Below are 10,764 nucleotides of genomic sequence, written 5' to 3'. Positions count from 1 at the left end.
GGTATCATAACGCTACGATTACACCACAGCGGTGGTTTTGCAGGCTTGGAGTGCGGAAGCGGAAGACGCCTCAAGCGGCTGAAGCCCGCACGACAAGACTGCTGGCAATGAGCGAGCGGCCCAGCGAACGGTGAATACATCAACCCGCAGCCCGCCCCAGCGGGCGGTGCATTAGGTCACAGAGAACAAGGAAAAAAGTATATCGTAAAACCTTAATGATATTTCAGCCGAAGGTACGGATATATACTCTGGGCGATTTTTTTTCGTAAGTCTTTGATTTTTCAGGCATTTTTTGTTTTTCTCCTGTTCCAAAAAAAGAGAATTGAAGGGGGCAAAAAATTCAAAAGAAAAAATATCTTTTCGGGCGATTTTGATGTTTTTGCGTCTTGCCCTTCGGGCAATCCGCACACCAATTCCCTAATTGTCGTTAAAAAGCAGTGGAGAAGAAATGCCCCCACCCACCATAAATTGTCTCGGTGCTCGGGCTTCTACGCCTTCGGCGTATCCGCTTCCTGCGCTCCGAGCCAATTTATTCCCCCTAAGAATTTAGATTGACTATTAATGTCTAATACTGTAAAATGTGGTTGCTATGAATAAGAGATATAATATTACTCATGCCGCAAAGGAATTAGGTATTACCCGACAGACTCTTTATAATTGGATCGAGAAAGGATGGGTAAAGCCTAAACGAGATTATCGTGATTATCCAGTGTTTACTAAAGATGATATTAAAAATATTGAGAAATGGCGGCAGGAATTAAAGGATTGATATGATTATTGAAGCATCATTTTTTAAATTACTTCATATTTGGTCAGCGCAAGAGAGAATAAAACTTAATCGTACCATTCCTTTATTTGATGAACATTCTAGAGATTTTTATGAAGCTCAAGGAGCAAGTGAATTTGCAAATGTAATAACAAATGAACTTTCTTCTGTTGGGATTGATATCCCGGAACGATTAGTTATTCAGGGATATCCTTATCCTGATAATTCGCATAAGCATGTAGATATATATGTAAATCTTGAGGAATATATCAAAAAGGCAAAGATACATAAGGCGTATATGTCGAGGAATAATTATATCGAAGTAAAGTTATTTAGCGGCAAAGATAATACAAAGGGAACACAGACTATTACTGAAAATGCAGGTTATATTATTAACGATATTCTTCGTATGGCACTGCTTACGAATAAAACGCCATCGCGTAATGAAGGTATATCAAGATATCTTCTGGTGCTTTTTGATAACCATCCTGAAAATTATATTTCTTATAGAGGCCGCGATAGACAAATTAGAACGTGGATTGAAGATCTTTTATTGCCACTAGATTTCGTCCGAAAACTTAAAAAGCAAAAGAAAGGTGAGTTGCCAGAGCTTACTGATATGCCAAGATTTAATTCTTCCGGAACATTAAGGATTAATTTAAGTGATGTAAAGAGTGTCCCAAATTCAATGTTTAATGCACTCCAGAATGGTTTGAATAATAAAATAACCCGACATTCGCAACTAAATATCCCTTATATTAAATATTGTATGTTTCCTTTTATTGGCACAAATCAGTCTTATTTCTTTTTATTTAGGTTCTTCGAAATTTCTGTTGGCAAGATTAAATAAAGGACCGATTGAACAAATGAAGATAGCAATATACACTCGAGTTTCAACCGAAGAGCAAGTAAGAGAAGGAACTTCTCTTGATGTTCAGCGTGAGTATTTAGAAAAATATGCTCAGCGTGAAGGGTATGAAATTTATAAGGTATACTCTGATGAGGGTATTAGCGGATATTCAGATAAGCGCCCTGCCTTGCAAGAATTATTGCAAGACGCAAAACTGCGCAGATTTGATTTAGTTATTGTATATAAGATAGATAGGTTTAGCCGTAATCTTAAAGATTTACTTAACTTAGTAGATGAGTTATCAGCTTATAGCATAGGTTTCAAATCTGCTACTGAGCCCTTTGATACAACAACATCAGCAGGCAAACTGATGTTTCAACAGCTTGGCAGTTTTGCTGAATTTGAGCGTAATCGTTTAGCTGAGCGTGTTATGCCTGGGATGATTAAAGGCGTTCAGCTTGGAAATTGGCAGGGCGCAAGATATTCGCCATTTGGGTATAATTATAATAAGCTTGAGAAAGTTTTAGAAGTCAACAATGAGCAGGCGCCAGTTGTTAAAATGATTTTTGAAATGGCGATTGCCGAGAAGCCTGTGCGCTATATCCGTGAGTATCTCACGAAAAAAGGTTATCGCAATCGTAACGGAAATTATTTTACCGCTAAACTTATTCGGGATATCTTGCGTAACCGTGTTTATACCGGCAAGCTTGTCTGGAACCGATGCCACTACGATAAAACTCAAAAGACACCGAGGGCTACAGATATATCAAGAATGATTCTGACAAGGTGGTTATTTCTCAAGGTCGGCATCAGCCACTGATTTCCGATGATGTTTTTGAACGAGCGCAAAAGGCACTTGCTAAACGACGCATAGAACATAAAAAGCGGGCAGGGGATTATCCTTTATCAGCAGTGATGTTTTGTGCTAAGTGTAATCATAAGTATCATGGCGTATCATCTATTCGCAACCATAGGACTGGTGAGAAAAGCCGCTGGTATCGTTGCGTTGGCCCGCAAAAGTCGTTTATCAAGTGTAATAATAAGGCGGTCAAAGCAGAAGATATAGAGCCGAAAGTTTCGGTTTTACTATCTACACTTTTGCGCTCAGATCGGTTAAAACCGAGCCGATGGAAAACAGTGACTGATGCCTTACAGCAAGATTGTCAGCCGATTGATGAAAAGGAGCGTTTGAGGCTCCAAAATAAGCTTAAAAAAGTGCAGGCGAAGCAGTCAAAACTCACCGACCTTTATCTTGAAAATGTGCTTGGTGAAGATGTGTATCATGATAAAATAACAGCTCTTCGCAAAGACGAAGAGGAATTGAAGAAACAGCTTGCATTGCAATCACTTAGAGAGATTGAACGGGAGCGTTCAGACGATTATATGCACCGGGTTGAGGACTTTCTTGCCGGATATACGCCCGGCAAGCAAGTCCTCAACTGCTACGAACAAAAACAGGTGCTGGGGCTGCTTTTTAAAAACATCAAAATCGCCCGAAAAGATATTTTTTCTTTTGAATTTTTTGCCCCCTTCAATTCTCTTTTTTTGGAACAGGAGAAAAACAAAAAATGCCTGAAAAATCAAAGACTTACGAAAAAAAATCGCCCAGAGTATACATCCGCACCTTCGGCTGTCAAATGAACTTCTTAGACTCAGAACTGGTTGCCGGGATTTTGTCCGGGGACGGCTGCGAATTGGTTGATAGCCCCGGGCAGGCTGACGTAGTCTTGATTAACGGATGTAGTGTGCGTGACCATGCCGAGCAAAGGGTCTGGGGGCAGCTGGGGAGGCTGGCAGAGCTTAAGAAAGGCAAGAGATTAAAAATCGCGGTTATCGGGTGTATAGCGGAAAATTACAAAGAAGAAATTTTTAATAGGTTTCCTTACGTAGATCTGGTCGTGGGGCCTCGCAGGATAAGTGAAATTAAAAAACTTTTAGAAAAGGTGATAAGAGATGAGAGGCGTATACTGTCCTGCGGTAAGGAAAAGAGGCTTTTAAAAGACGAGTCAATAGCCAAAAGAAAGAGCAAACTTCAGGCCTTTGTGAGGGTTATGACTGGCTGTGATAATTTCTGTTCTTACTGTATAGTGCCCTATGTCAGGGGCAGGGAGAGAAGCAGGCCGGCTAAAGATATATTGGCTGAAATAACTAAGTTAATGCAAACCGGTTATAAGGAGATAATGCTCTTAGGGCAAAACGTAAACTCTTATGGCAGGGGTTTGCCGGGAGACATAGATTTTGCCGATTTACTTAAAAAGATAAGTAACATTAAAGGAATAGAAAAAATAGGCTTTATGACCTCTCATCCCAAAGATATGTCGATGAAATTGATTGAGACAATAGCCGATGAGGAAAAGATTTCCCGGCAGGTTCATTTGCCTGTTCAATCGGGAAGTGGGAAGATTTTACGCCTGATGAACAGAAAATATACAAATATTGATTATTTAAGATTGATTGATAAAATAAAACGGATTATTCCAAAGGTAACGCTTTCAACAGATGTTATGGTAGGTTTTCCGACAGAAACAAAAGATGATTTTAAGATGACCTGTGATCTGATGAAGAAAGTAAAGTTTAGCCGGGCGTTTATTTTTAAATATTCGCCCCGGCCGCCGGCAGTGTCCAGCCGGATGAAAGATGATGTTGATTTAAATGAAAAAAAACAGCGGCATCAAGTATTATTGAAATTACAACAACAAATTTCCCTGAAGGAGAAAAAATGAAAAAAGCGCTGATAATAGCTGTATTACTGTCATTTCTAATTAGTTCTGCCGTAGAAGCAAGGAATGTCCAGGGAGGATGGACCAGCAGGAAAAAACCAAGAAGAGAAAAGACCTTAAAACGCCGGGAGGTCGAGAAACTATACCGGCAGGCCGAAGAGCATTTTCTTAGTAATGACTATCGGCAGGCTATCGCCAAGTTTGAAAAGGTAATTTACCTCCATTTCCACAGCAGATATGCTGATGATGCCCTGCTTTTGAGCGGCGTTTCCTACCTCAAAGAAAAAGAATGGTCAAAAGCCCGGGAAAACCTTAACAGGCTTTTATCCGATTGCCCCAGGAGCAGTTTAACCGGCCAGGCCCGGCTTAGCCTGGCTGATTCATTTTATTTAAGCGGGGACTTAAACCAGGCGGTTTCCCGCTATAAACAGTTCCTGATCGACAACCCTCATGGCCCCCTGCTGGCCGAAGTTTATTTCAAATTGGGCCGGTGCTACCGGGAAAAAGGCAGGTGGGATGAAGCCCGCTATTATTTTGAAAAGGTCTACGCAGATTACCCGTTGAGTTTTGAAGCCGGCGAAGCCTCGGTTATTTTAACCAAAGACAAACTCTATTTTACTGTCCAGGTAGGTTCATTCGTTAACAAGACAAATGCCTTAAACGCCTGCGCCAGGTTGAAAAACAAGGGTTATCAGGCTTTTCTCCGTCAGGTCAGGGAAAAGGGAAGGCTGTTATACCGGGTGAGGGTGGGAAACTTTGATACCCGGGGCGAAGCTGATTATATAGCAGTTCAGTTAAACAAAGACGGTTATTCCACTAAAATATATCCATGAACGCGGTAATTTTTAATTTTTAATATGAAAGAAAAAGTAATTTTTTTAGTTGGTCCGACAGCGGTTGGAAAATCTAAGATTGCTGTTGAAGTAGCTCAGGCAGTTGGCGCAGAAATAATTTCCTGCGATTCAATGCAGGTTTACAGGGGAATGGATATTGGGACCGCTAAACCCGGCAGCCTTCTTAGAAAAAAAGTTCCCCACTACCTGATAGATATTATCAGCCCCCGGGATGAGTTCAACTGTGCTGACTTCAGCCAAAGATCCCAGGCCTTGATAGCCGGGATCATCGGAAGAAAAAAAATTCCTCTTTTGGTTGGAGGAAGCGGGCTTTATCTGATTGCCTTGGTGGACGGATTGTTTTCCGGCCCCCCCGGGGACCAGAAACTGCGCAATGAACTGGCCCGCCAGGCAGAACTCCACGGCAGCCGGTATCTTTATCAGAGGTTAAAAATATTAGACCCTCCCTCAGCCGAAAAGATCCATCCTCACGACCAGCGCAGGATTATCCGCGGGCTTGAGGTTTACGAAAAAACAAAAGTCCCCATTTCCAGGCTCAAACCCCTTAGAAAGGGAATATCTTCTCAATATGAGATAAAGATTATCGGCCTGGACCGGCAGAGGCAGGACCTTTACTCCCGGATTGACCGGCGGGTGGATAAGATGTTCGATGACGGCCTGATAAATGAGGTCCGGGGCCTGGTCAAAAAAGGCCTTAGCCCGGTGGCCGGGCAGGCGCTTGGGTATAAAGAGATTATTGCCTATCTAAACAATGAATATGACTTTTCTGAGGCCGGCAGAATACTTAAAAGAAATACCCGGCGTTTTGCCAAGCGTCAGCTTTCCTGGTTCAGGCATGAGCCGAGGGTTGAATGGATAAAGATTGATAAAGGTGAAACAGTAAGCAGGACAGTAGAAAAGGTGCTTGGACTGCTAAAGTTATAAATAGTGCAATGCAAAAAATGTAACGTTAGAATTACTAATGGAAAAAGCGATTTTGGTGATTAGTGATTTGAATAGCTCGCCTCATTGGGGGCTTCAGGACCTGGCCGGTGAATTGGCCGAACTTACCCGTTCTGCGGGCGGAGATGTGCTGGAAGTGGTTGTTTGCCGCTTGAAGCGGCCCACCCCGGCCTATTTGATCGGCAGGGGGAAGGTGGAAGAAATAGCCCGGCTCAGCCTCCTGAAGAAAGCAGCCGTAGTGATCTTTAATGATGACCTTTCTCCGGCCCAGCAGAGGAACTTAGAAGAGATAATCAGGTTAAAAACAGTTGACCGGACCCAGTTGATCCTGGATATATTTGCCCGGCGGGCGCATTCTAAAGAAGGCAAGCTTCAGGTAGAACTTGCCCAGCTGGTTTACCTCCTTCCCCGGTTGAGCGGCAAGGGAATATGGTTGTCCAGATTAGGCGGCGGTATCGGGACCAAAGGCCCGGGTGAAAAAAAATTAGAGGCGGACCGGCGCCATATCCGGCAAAGAATCGCAAGATTAAAAAAAGACCTGAAAGATTTAAAAGTTCATCACCAGATATTGAGGAAAACAAGGACTGACGCTAAACTTCCGTTGGTCGGGATAGTGGGTTATACCAATACCGGCAAGTCCAGCCTGTTAAACCGGCTGACCGGTTCCTCGGTTAAGATAGACGACAGATTATTCGCTACTTTAAACCCCGCTGTTAGAAGATTAGATTTGACTGGCGGCAGAAGGCTGTTATTTGCCGACACCATCGGTTTTTTGCACAAGCTTCCCCACCATCTGATAGAATCATTCAAAACCACCTTAGAAGAAGTAATGTATTCCGATCTCCTGATCCAGGTGGTAGATATCTCACATCCCTTGGTCCTGCAGCAAACCAGGGCTGTTGAAATGGTTTTAGAAGAGCTGGAGGTCAAAGACAAGCCGAGAATAGTGGTTTTGAATAAGATAGACAAGCTTGTTGATCAGCGCATCCTCAAACAATTACAGCAGATATATGTTAATAGCATTGCTGTTTCGGTTTTAAAGTCGCAGGGCTTAGAAGGCCTGATAAACAAAATAGTCCTGGCCATTCCAGATTTCTCTTGACAGACGTTAATTTTGTGATATCGTATAATCTACGTTTATTAGCACTCAACAGCAAAGAGTGCTAATTGCTTTTGAGGCAACGATGGAAAAAGATGAACTAAACCAGAGAAAAGAAGATATTTTAACAATAGTCATTCAATTTTATATAACCACCGGCACACCGGTTGCTTCCCGTTTGATCAGCGATACCTATAATCTGTCGCTGAGCCCGGCTACCATCCGCAATGAGATGTCTGAATTAGAAGAGATGGGTTATCTTGGTCATCCCTATACCTCGGCAGGCAGGATCCCGACCGACCAGGGATATAGGTATTATGTTGACCGCTTGATGAGGGTCAAGGACATGACCAAAAAAGAGATTAATAGAATAGAAAAGCAATATATTGATCACCAGAACGGGCTGGAAGAAATCGCAGTTTTAGAGGAGACTATAACCGGAATATCCCAGGCGCTTTCCGAGTTGACTAATTATACCGCAGTATCGCTTTTCCCTGGATTTAAAGACTGCCGGGCAGGCCATGAAAAACGCTTGTACTTAGAAGGCATTTGGCATATATTGAATTATCCCGAATTCCATGATTTTGATGTTATAAAAAGGATGTTTGAGACCTTTGAGAAAAAATATCAAATCCTGGATGTATTGAACGAAGATATCGAACAGGAAGGCATCCAGATCCATATCGGCAGTGAAAACAAATACTGTGAATTGCAGAACTGCTCCCTGGTTACTTCACGCTATAGCAAGGGAGATCAGGTGATCGGCAGCCTGGGGATTATCGGGCCGGTGAGGATGGATTATGAACGGGTGGTAGGAATGGTGGGTTTTCTGGCTGAGGTGATGACGGGCATCCTGTCCTGAGGAGCAGATGGGAAAGAAAAAACAAAAGAAAGAAAAAGAAGAAAAAATAACGCTTTCTCAAGGCGAATACGATCAGTTTGTTAAAAAGGCCGTTGAACGCGACGAGTATTTCAACAAATTCCTGAAATCCTGTGCTGATTTTGATAATTTTCGGAAGAGGTTTGAGCGCGAACGGATTGAGCTGATTAAATTTGCCACTGAGGAGATTTTGCTCAAGGTAATACCTATTGTGGATAATCTTAACCGGGCGGCCTGCTCTCTTAATAATGCAAAGGATTACGCTTCGATAGCAAAAGGGATTCAACTGATCCAGGCGCAGTTTCATGACCTTCTTAGCGTCAATGGGGTTAAAAAGATTGAAGCGAAAAAGCAGATATTTAATCCCCATTTTCATGAGGCGGTCGAAACTGTAGAAAATAACGATTTACCGGAACATACGATTTTAGAAGAAACTCAACCGGGATATACCTTAAACGGCAGAGTGATAAAACATTCTTTTGTGAAGGTAAGCAAGAAAAAAACAGACACAGATGAAAAGAGTAGAGAGTAGAGAGTAGAGAGAAAAATAAGAAATATAATAGAAATAAATTGAAATTAAGCGGAAATCTATAATATTCGTGGAAATTTGTGTGTAGTTCGTGTAAATTAGTGTCTAACAAAAAAGGAGGTAACAAAAAATGGCAAAAGCAATCGGAATAGATTTAGGAACTTCAAATTCAGCAGCCGCGATTATGGAAGGAACCCGGCCCACAATTATTCCCAGCGCCGAGGGCGCGGGCGTGGCCAGCGGTAAGGCATTTCCTTCTTACGTGGCTTTTACCAAAGACGGGCAAAGACTGGTGGGTGAGCCGGCCCGCCGCCAGGCAGCCGTGAACCCCGAAGGCACTATTATTGCCGCCAAGAGGGAAATGGGCACAGACCATAAATATAAAATTTCAGGAAAGGAATATATGCCCCAGCAGATTTCTGCGTTTATTTTACAAAAGATAAAACAGGATTCCGAGTCCTACCTGGGTGGCAAAGTAGAGGAGGCTGTAATAACCTGTCCCGCTTATTTTAATGATAACCAGCGTACAGCCACCAGGGATGCCGGAGAGATAGCCGGATTAAAAGTTTTGAGGGTTATAAATGAGCCTACTGCCGCCTGTTTGGCCTATGGCCTGGACAAAGCAGGAAAAGAATTAAAAATTATGGTCTTTGATTTCGGAGGCGGTACGCTTGATGTTACTATCATGGATATGTGGCATGATAAAGAACACGGCAGCGGTTTTGAGGTAATATCAACCAGCGGTGATACCCAGCTTGGCGGAACGGATATGGACGCTGAGCTGGTAAGTTATATCATCAGTGAATTTAAAAAGCAGGAAGGGATAGATTTATCAAAGGATAAAATGGCAATGCAAAGGCTGAGAGACGCTGCAGAAAAGGCAAAGGTGGAGCTTTCCAGCACACTTACCACTGATATCAATCTTCCATTTATAACAGCCGATTCCAGCGGGCCCAAACATCTTACCATGACCATCAACCGGGCAAAGTTAGAAGAGCTGGTGTCCCCGCTTGTTGAAAAATGCCGCAACTCTTTAGAGCGGGCAATAAGCGATGCTGATAAAAAGACCCCTAAGGATGTTGATAAGATAATTATGGTTGGCGGGCCGACCAGAATGCCGATAGTGCAGAAGTTTGTCGAGGATTATGTAGGGAAGAAGATAGAGCGGGGAATTGATCCGATGGAGTGCGTGGCCATGGGAGCGGCGATCCAGGTAGCGGCCTTAAAGGGCGATATAAAAGATATCCAACTGCTTGATGTAACACCGCTTTCTTTAGGAATAGAGACTATGGGAGGGGTTTGCACCCGATTGATCGAAAGAAATACCACTATTCCTGCTAAAAAGAGCCAGATTTTCTCAACCGCTGCCGATAATCAACCCGCTGTTACTATCAGGGTCCTGCAGGGAGAACGCAGTATGGCCAATGATAACGTGGAATTAGGACGGTTTGATCTGGTCGGTCTTCCTCCGGCGCCCCGGGGAATCCCGCAGATAGAAGTAAGCTTTGATATAGATGCCAACGGCATAGTCCATGTAAACGCCAAGGACATTGGGACCGGCAAAGAGCAGTCGATAAGAATAACAGCGCCCAAGAAGCTGACCGGGGAAGAGATAGATAAAATGGTCAAGGATGCTGAAAAGTTTGCCGGCCAGGACCAGAAACAAAAAGAAAAAGTAGAAGTTAAAAATCAGGCCGATACCCTGGTTTATACCACCGAGAAAGCGCTTAAAGACTTTGGCGATAAAGTAGAGCCTGCTGATAAACAAAACATTGAAAAAGGATTAAAAGAGCTGAAGGAAGCGCTGAAAGGCGATGATTTAGAGGCGATAAAAAAGTCTTCCGAATCGCTTGCCAAGGCTTCTCATAAATTAGCTGAGCAGATGTACCGCGCGGCGAGCGAGCAGAAAAAAGCCGAAGAACAAAAGACAGCGGCTGGAGAAAGTCCCGCGGAGTCCCGCGAAGCCCCGGGCGGAGCCGGGCAAGCGGAACAAGAAGAGCACAAGCAGGGGAAAGACAAAAGCCGGAAGGCAAAAAAAGAAGATGTTGTTGATGCTGATTATCAGGAAGTTGACGACGAGGACAAAAAAGATAAGAACTAAACTCGAAGCAATAAGCTTTAAAT

11 protein-coding genes are annotated in these 10,764 nt (G+C 43.2%); all 11 read left to right on the top strand.

Features of this window, described 5'->3' with window-relative positions; translation table 11 throughout:
* The first annotated feature begins 589 nt into the window (after positions 1 to 589).
* Positions 590 to 769, top strand: a complete 180-nt coding sequence (locus tag U9Q08_03320; GenBank protein MEA3328745.1) for a MerR family transcriptional regulator — start codon at positions 590 to 592, stop codon at positions 767 to 769.
* Between the two features lies 1 nt (position 770).
* Positions 771 to 1,616, top strand: a complete 846-nt coding sequence (locus U9Q08_03315) for a hypothetical protein (GenBank protein ID MEA3328744.1) — start codon at positions 771 to 773, stop codon at positions 1,614 to 1,616.
* A gap of 16 nt (positions 1,617 to 1,632) precedes the next feature.
* The gene (locus U9Q08_03310; GenBank protein MEA3328743.1) at positions 1,633 to 2,436 is read left to right on the top strand and encodes a recombinase family protein; all 804 of its coding nucleotides are present in this window, start codon (positions 1,633 to 1,635) and stop codon (positions 2,434 to 2,436) included.
* Positions 2,403 to 3,257: a zinc ribbon domain-containing protein gene (locus tag U9Q08_03305; protein MEA3328742.1), complete on the top strand. Its 855-nt coding sequence runs from the start codon at positions 2,403 to 2,405 to the stop codon at positions 3,255 to 3,257. The genes U9Q08_03310 and U9Q08_03305 overlap by 34 nt, the downstream gene beginning before the upstream one ends.
* Positions 3,254 to 4,339: a tRNA (N6-isopentenyl adenosine(37)-C2)-methylthiotransferase MiaB gene (gene miaB, locus U9Q08_03300; GenBank protein MEA3328741.1), complete on the top strand. Its 1,086-nt coding sequence runs from the start codon at positions 3,254 to 3,256 to the stop codon at positions 4,337 to 4,339. The genes U9Q08_03305 and miaB overlap by 4 nt, the downstream gene beginning before the upstream one ends.
* Positions 4,336 to 5,169 (top strand): tetratricopeptide repeat protein, encoded by an 834-nt coding sequence (locus U9Q08_03295; GenBank protein ID MEA3328740.1) that lies wholly within the window; start codon positions 4,336 to 4,338, stop codon positions 5,167 to 5,169. The genes miaB and U9Q08_03295 overlap by 4 nt, the downstream gene beginning before the upstream one ends.
* A gap of 24 nt (positions 5,170 to 5,193) precedes the next feature.
* Positions 5,194 to 6,114 carry a tRNA (adenosine(37)-N6)-dimethylallyltransferase MiaA gene (gene miaA / locus U9Q08_03290; protein ID MEA3328739.1) on the top strand — a complete coding sequence of 307 codons (921 nt, stop codon included), beginning with the start codon at positions 5,194 to 5,196 and terminating at the stop codon, positions 6,112 to 6,114.
* A gap of 37 nt (positions 6,115 to 6,151) precedes the next feature.
* Positions 6,152 to 7,234 carry a GTPase HflX gene (gene hflX / locus U9Q08_03285; GenBank protein MEA3328738.1) on the top strand — a complete coding sequence of 361 codons (1,083 nt, stop codon included), beginning with the start codon at positions 6,152 to 6,154 and terminating at the stop codon, positions 7,232 to 7,234.
* A gap of 82 nt (positions 7,235 to 7,316) precedes the next feature.
* Entirely contained in the window at positions 7,317 to 8,093 is a 777-nt protein-coding gene (locus U9Q08_03280) for a hypothetical protein (protein ID MEA3328737.1), read from the top strand.
* A 7-nt stretch (positions 8,094 to 8,100) separates the two neighbouring features.
* Positions 8,101 to 8,643 (top strand): nucleotide exchange factor GrpE, encoded by a 543-nt coding sequence (locus U9Q08_03275; GenBank protein MEA3328736.1) that lies wholly within the window; start codon positions 8,101 to 8,103, stop codon positions 8,641 to 8,643.
* A gap of 127 nt (positions 8,644 to 8,770) precedes the next feature.
* The gene (dnaK, locus tag U9Q08_03270) at positions 8,771 to 10,741 is read left to right on the top strand and encodes a molecular chaperone DnaK (protein MEA3328735.1); all 1,971 of its coding nucleotides are present in this window, start codon (positions 8,771 to 8,773) and stop codon (positions 10,739 to 10,741) included.
* The last annotated feature ends 23 nt before the right edge of the window (positions 10,742 to 10,764 follow it).

This window comes from Candidatus Omnitrophota bacterium (assembly GCA_034717435.1).
GTDB lineage: Bacteria > Omnitrophota > JAUWXU01 > JAUWXU01 > JAUWXU01 > JAYELI01.
Note: the sequence above shows the minus strand (reverse complement) of the source record. Positions and strands in the feature narration are given on the sequence as shown.

Coding starts and splice junctions, on each gene's coding strand:
- U9Q08_03320 (MEA3328745.1), top strand. CDS start 590: ATGAATAAGAGATATAATATTACTCATGCCGCAAAGGAATTAGGTATT.
- U9Q08_03315 (MEA3328744.1), top strand. CDS start 771: ATGATTATTGAAGCATCATTTTTTAAATTACTTCATATTTGGTCAGCG.
- U9Q08_03310 (MEA3328743.1), top strand. CDS start 1,633: ATGAAGATAGCAATATACACTCGAGTTTCAACCGAAGAGCAAGTAAGA.
- miaB (MEA3328741.1), top strand. CDS start 3,254: ATGAACTTCTTAGACTCAGAACTGGTTGCCGGGATTTTGTCCGGGGAC.
- U9Q08_03295 (MEA3328740.1), top strand. CDS start 4,336: ATGAAAAAAGCGCTGATAATAGCTGTATTACTGTCATTTCTAATTAGT.
- miaA (MEA3328739.1), top strand. CDS start 5,194: ATGAAAGAAAAAGTAATTTTTTTAGTTGGTCCGACAGCGGTTGGAAAA.
- hflX (MEA3328738.1), top strand. CDS start 6,152: ATGGAAAAAGCGATTTTGGTGATTAGTGATTTGAATAGCTCGCCTCAT.
- U9Q08_03280 (MEA3328737.1), top strand. CDS start 7,317: ATGGAAAAAGATGAACTAAACCAGAGAAAAGAAGATATTTTAACAATA.
- U9Q08_03275 (MEA3328736.1), top strand. CDS start 8,101: ATGGGAAAGAAAAAACAAAAGAAAGAAAAAGAAGAAAAAATAACGCTT.
- dnaK (MEA3328735.1), top strand. CDS start 8,771: ATGGCAAAAGCAATCGGAATAGATTTAGGAACTTCAAATTCAGCAGCC.